Genomic DNA, 22,551 nt, shown 5'->3' with positions numbered 1-22,551 from the left:
TCCCCACACACCGGCCCGTCGGGTGACAGGTCTTTCGGTTGATATGACGGGTCGGAACGCGGAAACGTTGCGGAAGAAGTGTCCCGGTACGGTCACGAACGTCCGGTGGCCCGGCGGTCGGACGACCGCCGGGCCACCGGCACGCGCGGGGCGCGCAGGACGAGCGGGGCGCGGACTACCACTTGCTCCACGGGATGGTCCAGCCGCTCAGGCCGTTGTCGCCGTCGACGGTCTTGCCCTTGGAGTTCTTGATCCTCACCACGTCCCCGATGATCGAGGACTTGAAGAACTTCCCGCCGTTGGAGGTGTCGCTGCCGCCCTTGACGTCGGCCAGGCCGACGCAGCCGTGGCTGGCGTTGGACTTGCCGAAGGCGCTGCTCCAGTAGTTGCCGTGCACGTAGGTGCCGGTCCGGGTCAGCCGCATCGCGTGCGGCACGTCCTGGACGTCGTACTCGGCGCCCTTCACGTTGGCGACGGTCGCCGAGTTCATCCGGGTGACCACCTCCTTGGAGTAGATCAGCATGGTGCCGTTCCAGGAGGGGTTGTCGTCGTTGCCCGCGGTGATCGGGATGGTCTGGGTCTTGCCGCCGCCGTTGTCCACCGTCATGGTGTGGGCCGCCGCGTCGACCGTGGAGACCTGGTAGCGGCCGATGGTGAACGGCTCGTCCTTGTCCACGTCGCCGTACACGCCGGGGGACACCTCGACGTTCTTCAGCCGGTACTTGACCGTCACCTTGGTGTTCGGCGTCCAGAACTCCTCCGGGCGGAAGTCCACCCGCTTGTCGTCGAACCAGTGGCCCTTGGCGGTCTTGCCGTCGGAGCTGGTCACGGTGATGCCGTCCAGCACCGCGGCCTTGTTCTTGATCGGCTTGCCGAAGGTCACCGAGACGATCATGCCGACGCCGTAGGTGCCGTTGTCGGCGATGTTGTCGCCGGTGCCGGCCGTCTTCGCCGGGGTCAGCGTGGTGAAGGTGCTGGTGGAGGCGGCCACCAGGCCCTCCGCGTCCACCGCCTGGGCGGAGACGGTGTAGGTGGCGCCGACGCCGAGCTGCCCGCTGGGCTTCCAGCTCAGGCCGTCGTCGGAGACCTTGCCGTCGACCGGCTTGCCGTTCTTGTCGGTCACCGTGACGGTGGTGAGCTTGCCGCCGGCCACCGCCACCTGCAGGCCGTCCTTGGGCTGCACGTCGGTCGCGCCGTCGGCGGGCGTCACGGTCAGCCGGGCCGCCGAGGTCTTCGGGGCCGTGTCGGCCGGGGCCGAGGACGAGCTCCCGCCGCCGGACGCGCCGGACGTGCCCCGGGCGTCCGCGGAGCCGCCGCCCCCGCCGTTGTCGTCGTTGCAGGCCGTGGTGCCGAGCAGCAGTGCGCCGCCCACCAGCAGGGCCGCCGCGGACCGCCTGGCCCGGCGCCCGCGTCCTGCCACCGCTCCGGTCGTACGAACCGTCTCCACCGCGCTGCTCCCCTCCCGGTATTCCCACGAATACCCGTGCTGGCGCCCGGGACGCCTCGCTCCGGGCCGACCGCGCCCCGGGCCCGTTCGGACGGGTTCCGGTGGCGAGCGGCCAGGATAACCGGCCCGTCCGGGTGAAGGTCCGGCGGGAGCGGGGTGCCGGTTCAGTGAACCGCGCCGCCGGCCCGCCAGCGCGCCCAGTCGAGGTTCCAGTCGGAGAGGCCGTTGTCGGGGGCGACCCGCTCGCCGCGGGAGCCGCGCACCTCCACCACGTCGCCGATCCGGACGTGCCGGTAGAGCCAGCCGGCCGGGGAGTCGTCCGAGCCGCCCTTGGCGTCGGCCAGGCCGATGCAGCCGTGGCTGGTGTTGGCGGCGCCGAAGACCGCCGGGTCGCTCCAGTAGTTGCCGTGCACGAACGTCCCGGAGGCGGTCAGCCGCAGCGCGTGCGGGACGTCCGCGATGTCGTACTCGTCGCCGAGCCCGACCGTCTGCGAGTCCATCCTGGTCACCGGGTGCCGCTCGGAGACCACCATGGCGCCCAGGTAGGTGCCGTGCTCGGGGCTGCCGCCGCTGACCGGCAGGGTGCGCAGCACCCGGCCGTCCTGGCGGACGGTCATGGTGTGGGCGTCCAGGTCGACCGCGGCCACCAGCGAGCGGCCGACGGTGAAGTGCACGTCCTTGTCCTGGGTGCCGAGGTAGCCGGGCGCGCCCTCGACGTCCTTGAGCCGCAGCAGCAGGGTGACCCGCGTCCCGGCCGGCCAGTACGCGCGGGGGCGGAAGTCCAGCCGCCGGTCGCCGAACCAGTGCGGGGCGATCTCCAGCGGCGGGTCGGAGACGACCGCGACGGCCCGCTCGACCGCGGCCCGGTCCGCGATCGGGTGCGAGAAGCGCAGCGAGACGGGCATGCCGACGCCGACGGTGGAGCCGTCCTCGGGGGTGAAGGAGCCGACGAAGGTGTGGGCGGGGGCGGCGGTGGTGAAGGCGGTGCGCCGGGCGGCGCGCAGCCCGGCGCCGTCCTCGGCGACCGCGTCCAGGGTGTAGGAGGTGGCGGTGGCCAGCCGGTGGTCGGCCGTCCAGCCGGTGCGGTCGGCGCTGAGCGTGCCGGGGACGCCGACGCCCCGGTCGTCGGCGAGCCGGACGCTCAGCAGCCGCCCGCCGGCCACCGACACCGCGACCGGGCCGTCCGCCGGGACGTCCTGCGCGCCGTCGCCGGGCTGCGCCGACAGCCGCGCCAGGACTGCGGCGGGGCGGCCGCGTCGCCCGGCGGGCCGCCGCCCGAGCAGCCGGTCAGCAGCAGCAGGACGGCCGCCGCCGCCCGCCGGGCCCAGAGCCGTCCCGCGGCGCGCATGCCGCCCTCCCGTGTTCCCTCACCCGTCCGATACCACCCGATACCGGTCACAACGATCGATTCCGCCCACCGGACACGGCCGGATGGTTTCCGCCCCCGGCTCCACTGGGCACATGATCGATCACGGTGCGTCACGCCGCCCGACCCGGGGTGACGAGGGCCGTCGGACAGGGAACAACCGGAAGAACGGGGACGGGCCCCCGGATGGCTGGGAGGGTCGCCATGACGGCGTGGCAGGAGCTGAGTGCGGGCACGGGCCGTCAGGAGCGGTCCGCCGCCCGGTGGAACGGCCCGGCGCCCCGGCCCGGCGGCGCCGAGCCGTGGCCGGGCGGCTGGCAACCGCTGGGCGCCAGGTTCCGCACCGACGCGGAGGGCGGCCGGGGCACCAACTTCGCGCTCTGGGCGCCGGGCGCCGAGGCGGTCGACCTGTGCCTGTTCGACGAGCACGGCCGGGAGAGCCGGCACCGGCTGTCCGAGCAGACGTACCAGACCTGGCACGGCTACCTGCCGGGCGTGCTGCCCGGCACCCGCTACGGCTTCCGGGTCCACGGCCGGTGGGACCCGTGGACCGGCGCCCGGCACAATCCCGCCAAACTGCTGCTCGACCCCTACGCCCGGGCGATCGACGGCGCCTACACCGCCCACGACGCGACCTGCGGGGCCGTGCGCAACTGGCCCGAGCGGGACGTGGCGGACACCGTCCGGGACGACCGGGACTCCGCGCCGTACGTGCCCAAGGCCGTCGTGGTGCACGACGCCGACGACTGGTACGACGACCAGCGGCCGAAGACCCCGTGGGCCGAGACGGTGCTGTACGAGCTGCACGTGCGCGGCTTCACCATGCGCCACCCGGACGTGCCGCCCGAGCTGCGCGGCACCTACGCGGGGCTGGCGCACCCGGCGGCCCTCGCCCACCTGACCCGGCTGGGGGTGACGGCGGTGGAGCTGCTGCCGGTGCACCACCACGTCAGCGAGGACCACCTGCAGGCGCGCGGGATGGTGAACTACTGGGGCTACAACACGCTCGGCTACTTCGCCCCGCACGCGGGCTACTCGGCGGGCGGCAGCCGGGGCCAGCAGGTCGGCGAATTCAAGCGGATGGTGCGGGCGCTGCACGCGGCGGGCATCGAGGTGATCCTCGACGTGGTCTACAACCACACCGCCGAGCAGGGCGTGATGGGCCCGACGCTGTCCTTCCGCGGCATCGACAACGCCGGCTACTACCGGCCGGACCGCTCCCGCCGCGGCTACGCCGACTACACCGGCTGCGGCAACACGCTGGACACCCGCCGCCCGCAGGTGATCCGGCTGATCACCGACTCGCTGCGGTACTGGGTCGCCGAGATGGGCGTGGACGGCTTCCGGTTCGACCTGGCCGCCGCGCTGGCCCGCGGCGGGGACGGGGTGGAGATGGAGCACCCGTTCCTGGCCGCCGTCTCGCAGGACCCGCTGCTCAGCCGGGTCAAGCTGATCGCCGAACCGTGGGACGTCGGCCCGGGCGGCTACCAGGTGGGCGGCTTCCCGCCGCTGTGGGGCGAGTGGAACGACCACTACCGGGACACCGTCCGGGACTTCTGGCGCGGCGCCCGGCCGGACGTGCGAGAGCTGGCGACCAGGCTCTCCGGCTCCTCCGACCTGTACCAGCGCGGCGGCCGCCGCCCGTACGCCTCGGTCAACTTCGTCACCGCCCACGACGGCTTCACGCTGCGCGACCTGGTCAGCTACGACCGCAAGCACAACGGGGCCAACGGCGAGGACAACCGGGACGGCACCGACGACAACCGGTCGTGGAACCACGGCGCGGAGGGCGAGAGCGACGACCCGGCGGTCCGCTCGCTGCGGGTGCGCCAGCTGCGCAACCTGCTCACCACGCTGCTGCTCTCCAGCGGGGTGCCGATGCTGACCGCGGGCGACGAGATGGGGCGCACCCAGGGCGGCAACAACAACGCGTACTGCCAGGACAACGAGACCGGCTGGCTGGACTGGTCGCTGCTGGACGACCCGGACTGGCGCTCGCTGACCGAGCTGACCGCCAGGCTGGTGCACCTGCGCCGGGCGCACCCGGTGCTGCGGCAGCGGGCGTTCTTCTCCGGCCGCCCGGCCGGGCCCGACGGGCAGCGGGACCTGACCTGGCTGACCCCGGCGGGCCGGGAGATGACCGACGAGGACTGGTTCTCGCCGGGGCAGGCGCTGGCGATGCGGCTGTCGGGCCGCGCGATGTCCGAGCGCGACCAGCGCGGCCGCGAGGTGCGGGACGCCGACTTCCTGCTGCTGCTGAACGCCGCCGCCGAGCCGCGGCGCTTCACGCTGCCCGCGCCGCACGTCCCGGTGCTGGACACCGCGCTGGCCGGCGAGCCGGACCCGGCGCCGGTGACGTCGGTGCTGCTGACCGGCCGTTCGGCGGTGCTGCTGACGGCGGGGTGAGGCGGCGGTGCCGGGGCGTCGGGCGGGCGCGCCGGAGCGGGCGCACGCCGTGCCGGAGCGGGCGCACGCCCCCCGGGGCCTGGCCGGATCCCGCCGACAGGGGCAAAAAACCGGATGAGAAATGTCAGCGGTCCGGCCTACCCTCTCGGCGATGGCCGAGAACCAGACCTCAGCTCCGCCCACCCCCGCGGATTCGAACAACCCGTCAACCGACGGCCCGACAGATTCACCCGTACCGGCACACCGGTCCGCGGTGCGCTCGCTGCTGCGCCTGTGGCCCTACGCGCGCGAGGCCCGCTGGCGGATCCTCGGCTCGATGGCGGCCGCCGGGCTCGCCTCGCTCAGCGTGCTGGCCGTCCCGGTGGTGCTGCGCCGGATCGTCGACGGCCCGGTCGCCCACCGCGACCTGTCCGGCCTGTGGCCGCTGGCCGGCGCCCTGCTGCTGCTCGGCGTCGCCGAGGCCGTCCTGTTCGGCGTCCGCCGGGTGATCGTGGCCCGCCCGCTCGCCCGGGTCGAGACCAGGCTGCGCGGCGAGCTGTTCGCCAAGCTCCAGCGGCTGCCGATCTCCTTCCACGACCGCTGGCCCTCCGGCCAGCTGCTCTCCCGGGCCACCTCGGACCTGTTCGTGCTGCGGCTGTTCCTGGCCTTCCCGCTGGTCTTCCTGGTGGTCAACTCCACGGTCTTCCTGACCGGCACCGCGCTGATGTTCGTGCTGGACTGGCGGCTCGCCCTGATCACCCTGCTCCCGGCGATCCCGCTGATGTTCTTCACCCGCCGCTTCGAGGCCGGGTACTCGGCCGCCTCCCGGCTCGCCCAGGACCAGAACGGGGACCTGGCCACCGTGGTCGAGGAGTCGGTGCTCGGCATCCGGATCCTCAAGGCCTTCGGCCGGCACCGCACCATGGCCGAGGAGTTCCGCGACCGCAGCGCCGCCCTGCGCGAGACCGAACTGCGCAAGGCCGGCCTGCTGGGCAACCTGTGGGCGGTCATCGTCGGCCTGCCCGAACTGGCCCTGGGCGCCGTGCTGGCCGCCGGCGCCGTCCTGGTCGCCCACGACCAGCTCTCGGTCGGCACCCTGGTCGCCTTCCTGTCCACCGCGATGGCGCTGCGCTGGCCGGTCGAGTCGATCGGCTGGCTGCTCGGCTTCGCCGCCGAGGCCGCCAGCGCCGCCGACCGCTACTTCGAGGTGATGGACGAGCCGGAGCCCGTCGAGCCCCCGTCCGGCCGCACCCCCTCCGCGGACCTCGGCATCCGCTTCACCGGCGTCCGCTTCCGCTACCCCGACGCCCCGGCCGGCTCCCCCGACCTGCTGGCCGGCGTCGACCTGCACGTGCGCCCCGGCGAGACGCTCGCCCTGGTCGGCGCCACCGGCAGCGGCAAGACCACGCTCACCGCGCTGCTCCCCCGCCTGTACGAGCCCACCGCCGGGTCGATCACCCTGGACGGCACCGACGTCCGCGACCTGCCGCGCGCCGAGCTGCGCCGCCGGATCGCCGTCGCCTTCGAGGACCCGACCCTGTTCTCCGCCACCGTCGGGGAGAACGTCCTGATGGGCGCCCCCGACGCCGCCCCCGAGCAGGTCGCCGCCGCGCTCGCCACCGCGCAGGCCGGCTTCGTCGACCGGCTCCCCGCCGGGCTGGACACCGAGGTCGGCGAGCAGGGCCTGAGCCTGTCCGGCGGCCAGCGCCAGCGCCTCGCGCTGGCCCGCGCCGTGGTCGGCGAGCCCCGCTTCCTGGTGCTGGACGACCCGCTCTCCGCGCTCGACGTGCACACCGAGGCGCTGGTCGAGCGCGCCCTGCGGGAGGTCCTGTCCGGCACCACCGCCCTGGTCGTCGCGCACCGCCCGTCCACGGTGCTGCTCGCCGACCGGGTCGCGCTGCTCGCCGACGGGCGGATCGCCGCCGTCGGCACCCACCAGGAGCTGCTGCGCTCCTGTCCCGCCTACCGGGCCCTGATGTCCGGCGAACCCGAGCTGGAAGGGGCGCTGGCCCGATGACCACCGCCGTCGCCGCACCCGTCGCCGAGGAGGACGAGCTCCTCCCCCGGGCCGAGGACGACCAAGACATCCCCGTCCCGCCCGGCGCCCCGCGCGCCCTGCTCGGCTCGCTGCTCGCCCCGCACCGCCGCCGGATCGCCGTCGCCGTGCTGGCCGTCCTCATCCAGCAGGCCGCGCTGCAGACCGGCCCGCTGCTGGTCGCCTACGCCATCGACCGGGGCGTCCCGGCGCTGCGCGGGCACGACTGGGGCCCGCTGGTCGCCGTCACCGCCGCCTACCTGGGCTGCGCGCTGGCCGCCACGCTGCTGCAGCGGACGTTCATCCGGCTCGCCGCCCGGATCAACCAGGACGTCCTGCTGGAGCTGCGCGGCCGGATCTTCCGGCACGCCCAGCGGCTCAGCCTCGACTTCCACGAGCGCTACACCTCCGGCCGGATCATCTCCCGCGCCACGGGGGACGTGGACACCCTGCGCGAGCTGCTCGCCGAGGGCCTGCAGGAGCTGCTGATGGTCGGCCTGTCGGTCGGCTACATCACCGTCGTCCTGCTGGTCGTCGACTGGCGCCTGGGCCTGGCCGCGCTGGCCTCCTTCCTGCCGATGTACCTGATCGTCCGGTCCTTCCGGCGCCGCTCCCGGCAGGTCTACCGCCGCTCGCGCACCGTCAGCGCCGGGCTGATCGTCCGCTTCACCGAGACCATGAACGGCATCCGCCCGGTGCAGGCGTTCCGCCGCGAGGCCGCCAACGACGCGGCGTTCGACACCGTCAACCGGCAGTCCGCCACCGCCACCGCGGACGGCCTGCTGGAGATGGCCCGGTACGTCTTCCTGTCCCGGCTGACCGCCAACGTGTGGATCACCGGCGTGGTGGTCCTCGGCGCCTTCCTGGTCACCGACGGCAGCCTCGAACTGGGCGTGCTCACCGCCTTCGTGCTCTACCTGCGCCGGCTGTACGACCCGATCGACCAGCTGGCGATGTTCCTCAACAGCTACCAGTCCGCGGCCGCCGCGCTGGAGAAGATGGCCGGACTGCTGGCCCACGAACCGTCCGTCCCCGAGCCCGCCGAGCCCGCCGCGCTGCCCGCCGCCGGCGGCCGGGGCCGCGAGGTCGCCTTCCGGGCCACCGCCTTCGGCTACGCCGACGGCGGGCAGGTGCTCCCGCCGTTCGACCTGCTGCTGCCCGCCGGGCGGACCACCGCGGTGGTCGGCGCGACCGGCGCCGGCAAGTCGACGCTGGCCAAACTGCTGGCCCGGTTCTACGACCCCACCGCGGGCGCCGTCACCCTCGACGGCGTCGACCTGCGCGCGCTGTCCACCGCCGACCTGCGGGCGAACGTGGTGATGGTGACCCAGGAGTCCTTCCTGTTCTCCGGGACGGTCGCCGAGAACATCGCCGTCGGCAGGCCGGACGCCACCCGCGCCGAGATCGAGGCCGCGGCCCGGGCGATCGGCGCGCACGCCTTCATCACCGCCCTCCCCGACGGCTACGACACCGACGTGCGCAAGCGCGGCGGCCGGATCTCGGCCGGCCAGCGCCAGTTGGTGGCCTTCGCCCGCGCCCTGCTCGCCGACCCGGCCGTGCTGATCCTCGACGAGGCCACCTCCTCGCTCGACGTCCCCGGCGAGCAGGCCGTCCAGCACGCCATGCGCACCGTGCTGGCCGGCCGCACCGCGGTGATCATCGCCCACCGCCTGTCCACCGTGGAGATCGCCGACCGGGTCCTGGTGATGGACCGGGGCCGGATCGTCGAGGACGGCACCCCCGCCGAACTCACCGCCGGCGAGGGCCGCTTCGCCACCCTGCACCGGACCTGGCGGGACAGCCTGGTCTGAGGCCCCGCACCCCCACCCGCTTGCCTGCATTCGAGACTTGCACGAACCCTGCCAGTTTCTTGCGCTGTTTGTCACAAGTATTGCTGCCGCATGTCCACCTCACTACCATCCCGACGGCAGGTCGAGGACCTGACAAGGTGTCGGTCAACCGGGCGGAGGCAACGGCATGGTGGTATCGCGGCGCGTTTTCCTGCAGGCGGCGGCAGCGGCGGGCGTGGTCGGAGCGGTGGGTCTGGGCGAGGGCGCGGCGCACGCCGCGAGCCCGGCGGGCGACGTGGTCGGCAAGGTGACGGTCGGCTACCAGGGCTGGTTCGCCTGCCAGGGCGACGGCGCCCCGATCAACGGCTGGTGGCACTGGGCGCAGAACTGGGGCCAGACGCCCTCGAACACCAACAGGTCGATCGTCGCCTGGCCGGACGTCCGCGACTACCCGAAGACGTACGCCACGGCCTTCGCCAACCTGAACAACGGTCAGCAGGCCGCCCTGTTCTCCTCCTACGACCAGTCCACGGTCGACGTGCACTTCCGCTGGATGAAGCAGTACGGCATCGACACCGCCGCCCTGCAGCGCTTCAACCCGACCGGCGGCGAGGGCCCGACCCGGGACGCGATGGCGGGCCGGGTGCGCAGCGCGGCGGAGTCCCAGGGCGTCAAGTTCTACGTCATGTACGACGTCTCGGACTGGACGGGCATGCAGTCGGAGATCAAGGCCGACTGGACGGGCAAGATGCGCGCCCACACCGCCTCGCCCGCGTACGCCCGGCAGAACGGGAAGCCGGTGGTGTGCGTCTGGGGCTTCGGGTTCAACGACAACCAGCGCCCGTTCACCCCCGCGCAGTGCCTGGACGTGGTCAACTGGTTCAAGGCGCAGGGCTGTTACGTGATCGGCGGGGTGCCGACCTGGTGGCGCACCGGCGACCGGGACTCCCGGCCCGGCTTCTCGGACGTCTACCACGCCTTCGACATGCTCTCGCCCTGGCTGGTCGGCCGGATCGGCAGCGCGGCGGACGCCGACAACTTCTACAACGTGGCGACCGTCCCGGACCTGGCGGAGTGCACCGCGCACGGCATCGACTACCAGCCGTGCGTGCTGCCCGGCGGGGTCGGCGACCGGCAGCGGGCGCACGGCGACTTCATGTGGCGGCAGTTCTACAACATGGCCCGGGCCGGGGTGGCCTCCGCGTACATCTCGATGTTCGACGAGTACAACGAGGGCAACCAGATCGCCAAGACCGCCGAGTCCCAGGCCTGGGTGCCCGCCGGGTCCGGGTTCCTGGCGCTGGACGAGGACGGCACGGCCTGCTCCTCGGACTACTACCTGCGGCTGACCGGCGACGGCGGCCGGATGCTCAAGGGGCAGCTGCCCGTGACCGCGGCCCGCCCGACCCGGCCGTTCCCGACCGCGCCGCCGGACACCACCGCCCCGAGCGCGCCGACCGGCCTGCGGGTGACCGGGCAGAACGACACCACGGTCTCGCTGGCCTGGAACGCCTCGGTCGACGACGTGGGCGTCACCGGCTACCGGGTCCTGCTCGGCGACGCGGTCGCGGCCGCCACCGCCGCCACCTCGCTCACCGTCACCGGCCTGTCCCCCTCCACCGCGTACGCCTTCACCGTCCGGGCCCTGGACGCGGCGGGCAACCTCTCCCCCGCCTCCGGCCAGGTCACCGCGACCACCTCCGCCGCCACCGTCCCCACCGGCAACCTGGCGCTGCGCCGGCCGACCGCGGAGAGCGGCCACACCCAGAACTACGGCTCCGGCAACGCGGTGGACGGCGACCCGAACAGCTACTGGGAGAGCCCGAACAACGCCTTCCCGCAGTGGCTCCAGACCGACCTCGGCGCCGCCCTCCCGGTGCGCCGGATCGTCCTCTCCGTCCCCCCGGCCGCCGCCTGGGCCACCCGCACCCAGACCGTCGAGGTCCAGGGCAGCACCGACGGAACCACCTTCACCCGCCTGCTGGCCCCCGCCGGCCGCGTCTTCGACCCGGCCACCGGCAACACCGCCACCCTCGCCCTCCCGGCCGGCAGCAGCACCCGGTACGTCCGCCTGGTCTTCACCGCCAACACCGGCTGGCCGGCCGGCCAGGTCGCCGAACTCCAGGTCTACGCCTCGTAGTCCGCGCAGCCCGCCCGGGCCGGGGGCGCGACGGCGGGAAACCCCGTCGCCGCGCCCCCGGCCCGGCCACTAGCCTCGCTGCGTGAACGGTCCGACGGCCGGCGACCCCGGCGAACCAGACGTCCGCAGCCCTTTTCGCTTCCTGTGCTGGCTGGCCACCAGCCAGCTCCGCCGCTCGCTGGCCGGCACCTTCTTCGGCACCGCCTGGATGCTCGGGCTGACCGTCCAGCCCTACCTGCTCTCCCGCGCCGTGGACGACGGGCTGCGGGCCGGCCGGAGCGCCCCGGTGCTGGGCTGGGCCGCCGCGATGCTCGGCTTCGGCCTGCTCACCCTGGTGCTCGCCTGGTACCGGCACCGCACCATGACGCTGGTCCGCAACGACGCCACCTTCCGCACCGTCGCCGTGGTGCTGCGGCACAGCACCCGCCTGGGCGCGGCGCTGCCCCGGCAGGTGACCGCGGGCGAGGTGGTCACCATCGGCATCTCCGACGTGGTCCGGATGTCCCTGGCGCTGACCTTCGTCGGCCCGGGCGTCGGCGCGGTGGTCTGCTACCTGACGATCGCCGCGCTGCTGTTCGGCCTCTCCCCGCTGCTGGCCCTGGTCGTCCTGCTCGGCATGCCGCTGCTCGGCCTGGCGGTGCGGCCGCTGTTCGCCCGCCAGCGCGGCGCCGAGAACCGCTACCGCGACCGCCAGTCCCGGCTGACCGCCCGCTTCGAGGACCTGGCCGGCGGGCTGCGGGTGCTGAACGGCCTCGGCGGCAAGGACGTGTACGCCGCCCGCTACCGGGACGACTCCCGGCTGCTGCGCGCCGAGGGCTACCGGGTCGGCGCCGTCACCAGCTGGATCCAGGCGCTCGGCACCGGCCTGCCCGTCCTGCTGCTGGCCGCCGTCACCTGGCTCGGCGCCCGCCTCGCCGTCGCCGGCCAGCTGACCCCCGGCCGGCTGGCCGCGGCCTTCGGGTACACCGCGGTGCTGGTCGCCCCGGTCTACTTCCTGCTGGAGAGCGGCCAGGACATCGCCCGCGGCCTGGTCTGCGCCCGCCGGGTGGTGGACTTCCTCACGCTCGCCCCCGAACCCGACCGCGGCACCGCGCAACCACCCGTCGCGGAAGCCGAGTTGACCGACCCCGAGTCCGGCGTCCGGCTGACCCCCGGCACCCTGAACGTGCTCGCCGGGGCCCGCCCCGCCGACAGCGCCGCCGTCGCCGAACGGCTCGCCCGGCTCGCCCCCGGCACCACCGCCGAGTGGGGCGGCACCCCGCTCGCCGACCTGCCGACGGCCGCCGTCCGCGACCGGATCGCCCTGGCCGAGAACGAGGCCGCCCTGTTCGCCGGCACCCTGCGCGAGACCGTCCGCGGCCGCACCGGCGCCGACGACGCCGCCCTGCTGGCCGCGATCGGGGCCGCCGCCGCGCAGGACGTCCACGACGCCCTCCCCGGCGGCCTGGACGCCCCGATCGCCGCCGGCGGCCGCAACCTCTCCGGCGGCCAGCGCCAACGCCTGCGGCTGGCCCGCGCGTTGACCGCCGACCCGGAGTTCCTGCTCGCCGTCGAACCCACCTCCGCGGTCGACGCCCACACCGAGGCCGCGATGGCCGCCGGCCTGCGCACCGCCCGCGCCGGCCGCACCACCCTGCTCACCAGCACCTCCCCCCTCCTCCTCGACCGCGCCGACACCGTCCACTACCTGGTCGACGGCAAGGTCGCCGCCACCGGCACCCACCGCGAGCTGCTCCGCACCCACCCCGACTACCGCACCCTGGTCGCCCGCGACGCCGACTCCCCCGCCGAGGAGCCCGGTTGAGCACCACCACGCCGACCACCGCCCCCGGCAGGCCGCTCGCACACCCCCACCCCCGACCCGCCACCGCCGCACCGCACTCGGCAGCCCGAACGCCCACCGACTCCCCCACCGACTCCCCCGCCGAGGAGCCCAGTTGAGCATCCTTCCGATCGCCGACGCCCGCCAGGTCCGGCGGGCCGCCGTCGCGCTGGTCCGGGCCGACGGGCGGGCCTTCGCCGCCGTGCTGGGGCTCAACGCCGCGGCCGCCCTGCTCGGTCTGGCCGGGCCCTGGCTGCTCGGCCGGATCATCGACCGGGTCGCCCACGGGGCCACCACCTCCGACGTCGACCGGCTCGGCCTGCTGCTGCTCTGCTGCGCCGTCGTGCAGATCCTGCTCGGCCGGCAGGCCCGCTACCTGGCGCACCGGTTCGGCGAGCGCTCCGCCGCCAAGGTCCGCGAGCAGCTGCTCGACCGGGTGCTCGCCCTGCCCGCCGCCACCGCCGAACGCGCGGGCACCGGCGACCTCACCGCGCGCGGCACCGCCGACGCCACCGCCGTCGGCGAGACGCTCCGGGACGCCGCCCCGGAGCTGCTGGTGGCCGGCGCGCAGGTCGTGTTCATCCTCGGCGCGATCCTCACCGTCAGCCCGCTGCTGGGCAGTTGCGGGCTGCTCACGGTCCTCGGCATCGCCCTCGGCTCGCGCTGGTACCTGCGCCGCTCCCGCCCCGCGTACCTCGCCGACCGCGCCGCCACCGCGGGGCTCGCCGAGACGCTCTCCGCCACCGCGAACGGCGCCCGCACGGTCGACGCCCTCGGCCTGGGCGGCCTGCGCCTCGCCGCCGGCCGCGAGGCCGTCGCCACCGCGCACCGGGCCCGGATGCGCACCCTGGACCTGCGGCTGCGCTACTTCGCCGCGATCAACCTCTCGTACACCCTGCCGGCCGTGCTGGTCCTCCCGCTCGGCGCCGTCCTGGTCGCCCACGGCACGGTGACCGCGGGCACGGCCGTCGCCACCGCGCTGTACCTGCAGCGCGTCATCGACCCGCTCGACACCATCGTCATCCTGCTGGAGGGCCTGCAGAGCAGCACCGCCGCGTACGCCCGCGTCGAGGGCCTGGCCCCGGCCCCCGCCCCGGCCTCCGCCCCCGTCCGGGCCTCCGTCCCCGCCCAGGCCCGCACCGGGGAGGACGGCCCCGCCGACGACCGGATCCGGGTCAGCGGCGTCCGCTACGCCTACCCGGAGGGGCCGGACGTCCTGCACGGCCTCGACCTCGACCTGACGCCGGGCGAGCGGCTGGCCGTGGTCGGCCCCTCCGGCTCCGGCAAGACCACCCTGGGCCGCCTGCTGGCCGGCGTCGACCGCCCGCGGACCGGCAGCGTCACCGTCGGCGGCGTCCCGCTCGCCGACCTCGCCCCGGAGCGGCTGCGCCGCCAGGTCGTCCTGGTCACCCAGGAGCACCACGTCTTCCTCGGCACCCTCCGCGACAACCTGCTGATCGCCGCCCCCGGGGCCGACGACGCGGCGCTCACCGCCGCGCTGGACGCGGTCGGCTGGCAGCACGACCTGCCCGCGGGCCTGGACACCGAGCTCGGCCCCACCGCGACCCGGCTGGACGGCGCCCGGGCCCAGCAGCTGGCCCTCGCCCGGGTCATCCTGGCCGACCCGCACACCCTGGTGCTCGACGAGGCCACCGCCCTGCTCGACCCGGCGACCGCTCGCCACACCGAACGCGCGCTGGCCGCCGCGCTCACCGGCCGCACCGTCATCGCCATCGCGCACCGGCTGCACACCGCCCACGACGCCGACCGGGTGGCCGTGCTCGACCGGGGCCGGCTGACCGCCCTGGGCTCCCACGAAGAGCTGCTGGCCGCCCGGGGCCCGTACGCCGACCTCTGGCACACCTGGCGCACGACCTGACGGCGGGAGGCGGCGGGGCCCCTCGCTCCGGGCCCCCGACGCCTCCCGCCGACCGGCTACCTGAGCACGCCCGCGTCCATCCCGCCGGTCTCGGCCGGCGCCGCCAGCAGCCCCAGCTCGGCGACCGAGGCCAGCCTCGGGTGCGTGGGCAGGACGCGGACGGTGTACCCGAACGGGCCGGTGCGGGAGAGTTCGAGGTGGCCCTCGTAGCGGATCCGCCCGTCGAGGTCGGTGCCGCCGCCCGCGGGCTTGAGCGCGAGCGTGGTCGCCTCGGAGATCCGGTCGCTCTCGTCGACCCGCCCGGAGACCACCTGCACCTCGACGTCCTCGGGCCGCAGCCGCCCCAGGTTGACCTGGACCCGCAGGGCGAGCGTCGCCCCCAGCTCCTGGGCCTCGCCCGCCCCGTCCGCCTCGACGTGCTCGACCCGCACCGCGGGCCACGCCTCCCGGACGCCGGCCTTCCAGCCCGCCAGCTCCTTCGCCGCGGCGTAGTCGCCCGCCGCGCCCTCCAGCCGCCGCTTGGCCGCGGCCGCCGGGGCGTACAGCCGCTCGACGTACTCGCGGACCATCCGGCCGGCCAGCACCTTCGGGCCGAGCGTGACCAGGGTGTGCCGGACCATGGAGATCCACCGGTGCGGGAGGCCGTCCGCGCCCCGGTCGTAGAACCGGGCGGCGACCTGGTGCTCGATCAGGTCGTAGAGCGCGGCGGCCTCGATGTCGTCGCGCCGCTCGGCCTCCTTGCTCTCCGGGTCGACCACGCCCTCCCCGGTGCCGCCGTCGGCGGTGGGGATGGCCCAGCCGTTCTGGCCGTCGTACCACTCGTCCCACCACCCGTCGAGGATGGACAGGTTGAGGCAGCCGTTCAGCGCGGCCTTCATCCCGGAGGTGCCGCAGGCCTCCAGCGGGCGCAGCGGGTTGTTCAGCCAGACGTCGCAGCCGGGGTACAGCGTCTTGGCCATCGCCATGTCGTAGTCCGGCAGGAAGACGATCCGGTGCCGCACCGCGGGGTCGTCGGCGAACGCGACCAGCTGCTGGATCAGCCGCTTGCCGCCGTCGTCCGCGGGGTGCGCCTTGCCGGCGATGACGATCTGCACCGGCCGCTCGGGGTCGAGCAGCAGCGCCCGCAGCCGGGCCGGGTCGCGCAGCATCAGGGTGAGGCGCTTGTACGAGGGGACGCGGCGGGCGAAGCCGATGGTCAGCACGTCCGGGTCGAGGACGCTGTCCGTCCAGCCCAACTCGGCCTGCCCGGCGCCGCGTTGGCGCCAGGAGGCGCGCAGCCGGCCGCGGGCCTCGTCGACCAGCTGGGCGCGCAGCGTGCGGCGCAGCTCCCAGACCTCGGCGTTGCCGATCCGCTCCAGGCCGGTCCACTGGCCGGCGGTGCCCACGGCCATCGCGGCCTCGGCGCGCTCCTGGCCGATCTCGGTGGCGCCGAGCCGGACGACGGCCGGGTCGATCCAGGTGGGGGCGTGCACGCCGTTGGTGATCGAGGTGATCGGGACTTCGGGCGCGTCGAACCCGGGCCACAGGCCGCGGAACATCTCCCGGCTGACGGCGCCGTGCAGGGTGGAGACGCCGTTGGCGCGCTGGGCGAGGCGCAGGCCCATGGCGGCCATGTTGAACAGCTTGGGGTCGCCGCCGCTCCAGCTCTCCGCGCCGAGCGCGAGCACCTGGTCGACGGGGACGCCGGGCAGCGCCGCGTCGCCGCCGAAGTGCCGGGCGACCAGCTCGCGGTCGAAGCGGTCGATTCCGGCCGGAACGGGCGTGTGGGTGGTGAACACGGTGCCGGCCCGGACGGCCTCCAGCGCGTCGGCGAAGCCGAGTCCGGGGTGGGCGGTGGTGAGTTCGCCGATCCGCTCCAGGCCGAGGAAGCCGGCGTGGCCCTCGTTGGTGTGGAAGACCTCGGGCTCGGGGTGGGCGGTGAGCCGGCAGTAGGTGCGGACGGCGCGGACGCCGCCGATGCCCAGCAGTATTTCCTGCAGCAGCCGGTGCTCGCTGCCGCCGCCGTAGAGCCGGTCGGTGACGTCGCGTTCGGCGGGGCTATTGGCCTCGACGTCGGAGTCGAGCAGCAGCAGCGGGACGCGGCCGACCTGGGCGCGCCAGACCTGGGCGGCCAGGGTGCGGCCGCCGGGGAGGGCGAGGTCGATCCGGCAGGGGGTGCCGTCCTCCTCGCGGAGCAGGGTGACGGCGAGCGCGTCGGGGTCGAGCAGGGGGTAGCGCTCCTGCTGCCAGCCGTCCCGGTCGAGGGACTGCCGGAAGTAGCCGTGCCGGTAGAACAGGCCGACGCCGATGATCGGGACACCGAGGTCGGAGGCGGCCTTGAGGTGGTCGCCGGCCAGGATGCCGAGCCCGCCGGAGTACTGCGGGAGGGCGGCGGCGATGCCGTACTCGGGGGAGAAGTAGGCGATGGCCGCGGGCAGGGCGCCGTCGGGCTCGGCGGGGTCGCTCGCGCCCTGGTACCAGCGCGGGCCGGTGAGGTAGTCGCGCAGTTCGTCGGACAGGTCGCCGAGGCGGCGCAGGAAGCGCCGGTCGCCGGCGAGCGCGGCGAGTCTGGTCGCGGGGACCTCGCCGAGCAGTCGGACCGGGTCCTCTCCGACGGCGGCCCAGACCTCCGGGTCGACGGAGCGCAGCAGCTCCCTCGTCTCGGGGTGCCAGGACCAGCGGAGGTTCAGCGCGAGCTCGTGCAGTGGCTGCAGCTGTTCGGGCAGGACGGTGCGGACGGTGAACCTGCGGATTGCCTTCACGCCATGGAGCGTAGCCCCGGACGCACGCCTGAAGGAGCGTCAACCGGCAGGCGCCACACCCGTTCGGAGCAGTGTTGAGATCGTTCCGGGCGCGTGGTGGCAAATCCCGGCGCGCAGGGGGCGCACGCTAGGAAAAGACGCGCCGTCGGGTGTGAACTTCTGGGGACGGAGGTGTTTCGGGTGTCTGTTTCACCGTTGCATACCGGCTGAAACCGCGCGCCTACCCGCACGTAGCCCTTGCCGGTGGTGCGAGGATGCAACAAGGTCGTGAGTGCCGCTGGTGCGCGATCGGGTGGTCGCCCCCTGCTGCCTCGGCCGCTGCATGCCTTGTTCGACGGACCCTCACATTCCTTAGCCCATTCGGCCCCAGTCGCCGCGTCCCCGCGTGTCCTTGTTCCCTGCCCGGTCGTTTTCCGGTGGGTTGGGTCACGCGGGGGGCGTGCACCGAACGACGCGCGCCGGGACACGTGCGTCGTGCTCGGCGCGCCGCCGCGTGGCCGCCGACCGGCGGGCGGGACTGCCTGGGCCGTCGGCGCGGGCAGGCTCCGGTCGCACGTCCTTCCTCACCCCTGTAGTCCTCCCGGTACTCCCGCGGCGCCGCTGCCGCGGGAGCTGCCGCCGATCTCGGGCAGGAGCATTGGCATGCACGGCGACACGCGGGACCAGTCCACGGTGCCGACGGACGACGCACCCGACACCCCGTCGAATCCAGTAGCACCGGCGGACGCCCCGGCGGCCGGGGAGCCCCCGGTCCCGGCCCCGCGCGCCGGGGCGGCCCGCCGGAAGGCCGCCGAACCGGCCGCGAAGCGCGGCCGCGGGCACCCCGCAAGGCCGCGGCGAAACGGACCACCACCGTCAGGTCCACCGCCGCGGTGGACGCGGCCGCCGGCGCCGCGGCCGGTGCCGTGGCCGCCGCGCCCGCCCGGAAGACCGCCGCGGCGCCCACCGACCCCACCGGGACGTCCGGGCGGCCGGCCGCCAAGCGCGCCGCCGCCCGTCCCGCCCGCAAGACGACAGAGAGCGACACCGTGATCGGCCGCATCCCCGTGCTTGACGTGAACCCGCTCGTCGACGCCGGTCGGCGTCCGGCCAAGGCCGTGGAGGGGGAGCGCTTCCTGGTCTCCGCGACGGTGTTCCGCGAGGGCCACGACGCGGTCGGCGCCAACGTGGTGCTGCGCGACCCGCGCGGCCGCAGCGGCCCGTGGACGCCGATGCGCGAGCTGTCCGAGGGCAGCGACCGCTGGGGCGCGTACGTCACGCCGACCGCCCCGGGCCGCTGGTCGTACCTGGTGGAGGCCTGGTCCGACCCGGTGGCGACCTGGAAGAAGCACGCCGCGGTGAAGCTCCCGGCCGGGATCGACACCGCGCTGGTGCTGGAGGAGGGCGCGCAGCTGCTGGAGCGCGCGGCCGCCGGGGTGCCGAAGAAGGACGGCCGGGCCCAGGTGCTGGCGGCGGTGGACGCGCTGCGCGACACCGGCCTGCCGCCGCTGAGCCGCTACGCGGCCGCGCTGGACCCGGAGGTGACGGCGCTGCTGGCCCGCCACCCGCTGCGCGAGCTGGTCTCGGCGACCCGCTCGCAGCCGCTCCAGGTGGACCGCAAGCGGGCGCTGTTCGGCTCCTGGTACGAGTTCTTCCCGCGCTCGGAGGGCGCGGTGGTCGACCCGTCCGGCGTCGAGCCGCCGGTGTCGGGGACGTTCCGGACGGCCGCCGAGCGGCTGCCCGCGGTGGCCGCGATGGGCTTCGACGTGGTGTACCTGCCGCCGGTCCACCCGATCGGCCGGGCCCACCGCAAGGGTCCGGACAACTCGCTGACGGCCGGCCCGCGCGACGTCGGCTCGCCGTGGGCGATCGGCTCCCCGGAGGGCGGCCACGACGCCGTCCACCCGGACCTGGGCACCCTGGAGGACTTCGACCACTTCGTGGCGGAGGCGGGCGCGCTGGGCCTGGAGGTGGCGCTGGACTTCGCGCTGCAGTGCTCGCCGGACCACCCGTGGGTGCACAAGCACCCGGAGTGGTTCAGCCACCGCGCGGACGGCACCATCGCGTACGCCGAGAACCCGCCGAAGAAGTACCAGGACATCTACCCGGTCAACTTCGACCAGGACTTCGACGGGATCGTCCGCGAGACGGTGCGCATCCTGCGGTTCTGGATGGCCCGCGGGGTGCGGATCTTCCGGGTCGACAACCCGCACACCAAGCCGGTGAACTTCTGGGAGAAGGTGCTCGCGGACGTCGCGCGCACCGACCCGGACGTGCTGTTCCTGGCGGAGGCGTTCACCCGCCCGGCGATGATGCACACCCTGGGCAAGGTGGGCTTCCACCAGTCCTACACGTACTTCACCTGGCGCAACACCAAGGCCGAGCTGACCGAGTACCTGACCGAGCTGACCGGCGAGGCGGCCGCCTACATGCGGCCGAACTTCTTCGCCAACACCCCGGACATCCTGCCCGAGTACCTGCAGCACGGCGGCCGGGCCGCGTTCGCGGTGCGCGCGGTGCTGGCGGCGGCGCTCTCCCCCAGCTTCGGGGTGTACGCGGGCTTCGAGCTGTTCGAGAACGAGGCGGCGGCGCCCGGCTCGGAGGAGTACCTGCACTCGGAGAAGTACGAGCTGCGCCCGCGCGACTGGTCCCGGCAGGACTCGCTCGCGCCGCTGCTGACCGCCCTGAACCGGCTGCGCCGCCGGCACCCCGCGCTCCAGCAGCTGCGGGACCTGCGCTTCCACCCCGTCGACAACGAGCGGGTCATCGCGTTCTCCAAGACCGCCGTCACCGAGGACGGCCTGGAGGACCACGTGATCTGCGTGGTCAACCTGGACCCGCACCACGTCCAGGAGGCCACGGTGACGCTCGACGTGCCGGGGCCGCTGACGGTGCACGACGAGCTCACCGGCGCCACCTACGCCTGGGGCCGTCACAACTACGTCCGGCTCGATCCCTCTTCCGGGCCGGCCCACCTCCTCACGGTTCGGAGGAACCCGCAGTGACAGTCAACGAGCCCGTCCCCGACACCTTCGCCGACACCCCCGCCCGGGACCGCGACCCCGAGTGGTTCAAACGCGCGGTCTTCTACGAAGTGCTGGTGCGCTCGTTCCAGGACAGCAACGGCGACGGCGTCGGTGACCTCAAGGGGCTCACCTCGCGGCTCGACTACCTCCAGTGGCTGGGTGTGGACTGCCTCTGGCTCCCCCCGTTCATGAACTCCCCGCTGCGGGACGGCGGTTACGACGTCTCGGACTACCAGTCGGTGCTCCCCGAGTTCGGCAACCTGGCCGACTTCGTGGAGTTCGTCGACGCGGCGCACGCGCGCGGCATGCGGGTGATCATCGACTTCGTGGTCAACCACACCAGCGACCAGCACGCGTGGTTCCAGGCCTCCCGCAACGACCCGGACGGGCCGTACGGCGACTTCTACATGTGGGCCGACGACGACAAGCAGTACCCGGACGCGCGGATCATCTTCGTCGACACCGAGTCCTCGAACTGGACGTTCGACCCGGTCCGCAAGCAGTACTACTGGCACCGCTTCTTCAGCCACCAGCCGGACCTGAACTACGACAACCCGCAGGTGCAGGAGGAGGTGATGGCCGCGCTGAAGTTCTGGCTGGACCTCGGCATCGACGGCTTCCGCCTCGACGCGGTGCCGTACCTGTACGCCCGCGAGGGCACCAACTGCGAGAACCTGCCGGAGACCCACGACTTCCTGCGGCGGGTCCGCAAGGAGATCGACGCCAACTACCCGGACACCGTGCTGCTGGCCGAGGCCAACCAGTGGCCGGAGGACGTGGTCGACTACTTCGGCGACTTCGGCTCCGGCGGCGACGAGTGCCACATGGCGTTCCACTTCCCGGTGATGCCGCGGATCTTCATGGCGGTCCGCCGGGAGTCCCGCTACCCGGTCTCCGAGATCCTGGCGAAGACCCCGGAGATCCCCTCGGGCTGCCAGTGGGGCATCTTCCTGCGCAACCACGACGAGCTGACCCTGGAGATGGTCACCGACGAGGAGCGCGACTACATGTACGCGGAGTACGCGAAGGACCCGCGGATGCGGGCCAACGTGGGCATCCGCCGCCGGCTCTCCCCGCTGTTGGAGAACGACCGCAACCAGGTCGAGCTGTTCACCGCGCTGCTGCTCTCGCTGCCCGGTTCGCCGGTGCTGTACTACGGCGACGAGATCGGCATGGGCGACAACATCTGGCTGGGCGACCGGGACGGCGTCCGCACCCCGATGCAGTGGACGCCGGACCGCAATGCGGGTTTCTCGTCGGCGGACCCGGGCAGGCTCAGTCTGCCGCCCATCATGGATCCGGTGTACGGCTTTCAGGTGACCAACGTCGAGGCGCAGCAGAGCAGTTCGAGTTCGCTGCTGCACTGGACGCGTCGCATGATCGAGATCCGAAAGCTCAATCCCGCGTTCGGCCTCGGCAGCTACACCGAGCTGCCCTCCAGCAACCCCGCGGTGCTGGCCTTCGTGCGCGAGCACGAGGGCGACCTGGTCATGTGCGTGAACAACTTCTCGCGGTTCGCGCAGCCGACCGAACTGGACCTGCGGCAGTACGGGGGGCGGTACCCGGTCGAGCTGATCGGCGGCGTGCGCTTCCCCGCCATCGGAGAGTGGCCGTACCTGCTGACGCTGGCCGGCCACGGGTTCTACTGGTTCCAGCTGCGCCAGGACCGGACGAAGCCGTCCGGGTCGCGGTAGCGGCCGGAGCACCTCAGCACGTCCAGGAAGTAACGATCCCTCAGGCCCCGAACGGGACGTCACCCTCCGCGGGCGCGCGGGAAGTCTCGCGCGCCCCCGGAGGTCTTCGCACCACCGCGTACGGAGAACAGCCCAACGGCCACCCACACGAAGGCGTGACACCGAGCCGCTGCTCGCGTGCCGTCGCCGCCGCGCCGCCGAAATCCGGAAGACTGCTGGGCCCGGCCACGATTCGTCGGGCAGCCGC

General features: G+C 74.1%; 13 protein-coding genes. 9 read left to right on the top strand and 4 right to left on the bottom strand.

The annotated features are described in order from the left end of the window. Positions 1-175: 175 nt before the first annotated feature. The 3 genes from HUT16_RS23405 to HUT16_RS38485 form a co-directional block, all read right to left on the bottom strand. Positions 176-1,420: an Ig-like domain-containing protein gene (locus tag HUT16_RS23405; protein ID WP_254897957.1), complete on the bottom strand. Its 1,245-nt coding sequence runs from the start codon at positions 1,418-1,420 to the stop codon at positions 176-178. 191 nt (positions 1,421-1,611) lie between these two features. Next, complete coding sequence (locus HUT16_RS23400) at positions 1,612-2,616, bottom strand: Ig-like domain-containing protein (protein ID WP_254897956.1); 1,005 nt, start codon at positions 2,614-2,616, stop codon at positions 1,612-1,614. Then, positions 2,589-2,795 carry a hypothetical protein gene (locus HUT16_RS38485; protein ID WP_254897955.1) on the bottom strand — a complete coding sequence of 69 codons (207 nt, stop codon included), beginning with the start codon at positions 2,793-2,795 and terminating at the stop codon, positions 2,589-2,591. The genes HUT16_RS23400 and HUT16_RS38485 overlap by 28 nt, the downstream gene beginning before the upstream one ends. A gap of 222 nt (positions 2,796-3,017) precedes the next feature. On the opposite strand from HUT16_RS38485, the gene glgX reads away from it, so the two are divergent. The 7 genes from glgX to HUT16_RS23365 all read left to right on the top strand — a co-directional run bounded on the left by glgX (position 3,018) and on the right by HUT16_RS23365 (position 14,864). Continuing rightward, positions 3,018-5,219: a glycogen debranching protein GlgX gene (gene glgX, locus HUT16_RS23395; protein ID WP_176190048.1), complete on the top strand. Its 2,202-nt coding sequence runs from the start codon at positions 3,018-3,020 to the stop codon at positions 5,217-5,219. A gap of 151 nt (positions 5,220-5,370) precedes the next feature. After that, positions 5,371-7,215 (top strand): ABC transporter ATP-binding protein, encoded by a 1,845-nt coding sequence (locus tag HUT16_RS23390; RefSeq protein ID WP_176190047.1) that lies wholly within the window; start codon positions 5,371-5,373, stop codon positions 7,213-7,215. Beyond that, positions 7,212-9,044, top strand: a complete 1,833-nt coding sequence (locus HUT16_RS23385) for an ABC transporter ATP-binding protein (RefSeq protein WP_176190046.1) — start codon at positions 7,212-7,214, stop codon at positions 9,042-9,044. The genes HUT16_RS23390 and HUT16_RS23385 overlap by 4 nt, the downstream gene beginning before the upstream one ends. 166 nt (positions 9,045-9,210) lie before the next feature. Then, the gene (locus HUT16_RS23380; RefSeq protein ID WP_176190045.1) at positions 9,211-11,163 is read left to right on the top strand and encodes a discoidin domain-containing protein; all 1,953 of its coding nucleotides are present in this window, start codon (positions 9,211-9,213) and stop codon (positions 11,161-11,163) included. A gap of 82 nt (positions 11,164-11,245) precedes the next feature. After that, a complete protein-coding gene (locus HUT16_RS23375; RefSeq protein WP_176190044.1) occupies positions 11,246-12,967 on the top strand; it encodes an ABC transporter ATP-binding protein in 1,722 nt (573 codons plus the stop codon). After that, the gene (locus HUT16_RS23370; protein ID WP_176190043.1) at positions 12,964-13,104 is read left to right on the top strand and encodes a hypothetical protein; all 141 of its coding nucleotides are present in this window, start codon (positions 12,964-12,966) and stop codon (positions 13,102-13,104) included. Before HUT16_RS23375 ends, HUT16_RS23370 begins: the two co-directional genes overlap by 4 nt. Then, positions 13,101-14,864 (top strand): ABC transporter ATP-binding protein, encoded by a 1,764-nt coding sequence (locus HUT16_RS23365; protein ID WP_176190042.1) that lies wholly within the window; start codon positions 13,101-13,103, stop codon positions 14,862-14,864. The genes HUT16_RS23370 and HUT16_RS23365 overlap by 4 nt, the downstream gene beginning before the upstream one ends. A gap of 56 nt (positions 14,865-14,920) precedes the next feature. Here HUT16_RS23365 and glgP read toward each other — a convergent pair whose 3' ends face one another. Continuing rightward, the gene (gene glgP, locus HUT16_RS23360) at positions 14,921-17,605 is read right to left on the bottom strand and encodes an alpha-glucan family phosphorylase (protein WP_176190041.1); all 2,685 of its coding nucleotides are present in this window, start codon (positions 17,603-17,605) and stop codon (positions 14,921-14,923) included. A 1,028-nt stretch (positions 17,606-18,633) separates the two neighbouring features. On the opposite strand from glgP, the gene HUT16_RS23355 reads away from it, so the two are divergent. Both HUT16_RS23355 and treS read left to right on the top strand, forming a co-directional pair. Beyond that, positions 18,634-20,589, top strand: coding sequence for an alpha-1,4-glucan--maltose-1-phosphate maltosyltransferase (locus tag HUT16_RS23355; RefSeq protein ID WP_176192832.1), 1,956 nt, complete (start codon positions 18,634-18,636; stop codon positions 20,587-20,589). After that, positions 20,586-22,304: a maltose alpha-D-glucosyltransferase gene (gene treS, locus HUT16_RS23350; protein ID WP_176190040.1), complete on the top strand. Its 1,719-nt coding sequence runs from the start codon at positions 20,586-20,588 to the stop codon at positions 22,302-22,304. Before HUT16_RS23355 ends, treS begins: the two co-directional genes overlap by 4 nt. The last annotated feature ends 247 nt before the right edge of the window (positions 22,305-22,551 follow it).

Source organism: Kitasatospora sp. NA04385 (assembly GCF_013364235.1).
Classification (GTDB): domain Bacteria; phylum Actinomycetota; class Actinomycetes; order Streptomycetales; family Streptomycetaceae; genus Kitasatospora.
The sequence above is the reverse complement of the archived record's forward strand: the minus strand, read 5'-3'. Positions and strand labels throughout refer to the sequence as shown.

Excerpts from the sequence above, each read along its gene's own strand:
- HUT16_RS38485 (WP_254897955.1), bottom strand. The coding sequence starts at position 2,795 with ATGCGCGCCGCGGGACGGCTCTGGGCCCGGCGGGCGGCGGCGGCCGTC.
- glgX (WP_176190048.1), top strand. The coding sequence starts at position 3,018 with ATGACGGCGTGGCAGGAGCTGAGTGCGGGCACGGGCCGTCAGGAGCGG.
- HUT16_RS23390 (WP_176190047.1), top strand. The coding sequence starts at position 5,371 with ATGGCCGAGAACCAGACCTCAGCTCCGCCCACCCCCGCGGATTCGAAC.
- HUT16_RS23385 (WP_176190046.1), top strand. The coding sequence starts at position 7,212 with ATGACCACCGCCGTCGCCGCACCCGTCGCCGAGGAGGACGAGCTCCTC.
- HUT16_RS23380 (WP_176190045.1), top strand. The coding sequence starts at position 9,211 with ATGGTGGTATCGCGGCGCGTTTTCCTGCAGGCGGCGGCAGCGGCGGGC.